General features: G+C 43.2%; 1 pseudogene. It reads left to right on the plus strand.

Features of this window, described 5'->3' with window-relative positions:
- Nucleotides 1–257 (plus strand): annotated as a pseudogene (locus tag AAEZ03_RS28065) (phosphoenolpyruvate carboxylase); the annotation flags it as partial.

Here is a 257-nt window from a genome sequence, read left to right on the forward strand (position 1 = left end):
ATATTCGCGAACTGCGCCGCTTACTGATGACCAGTTTGCAAGAAACCTTAAGTCAATGTACCCAAGAGTTGAGTATTGTCCAAGCGAGATTGTATGAGTTACTTGGGCGATTTAGGCAAATTCAGGGACGGACTCGGTTACTCAAAGGTTGGTTGTTACATAACGATTTACACCCTGATTATCAGCCCGAAAATCATGTGGTTCATAAAGTGGTTCCAGTATTATTTAATTGTGCTGAAGCGCTCATAGCCCCTGCT

The organism is Pseudomonas sp. HY2-MNA-CIBAN-0224 (assembly GCF_040310285.1).
In the GTDB taxonomy this organism is placed as follows: domain Bacteria; phylum Pseudomonadota; class Gammaproteobacteria; order Pseudomonadales; family Pseudomonadaceae; genus Aquipseudomonas; species Aquipseudomonas helleri.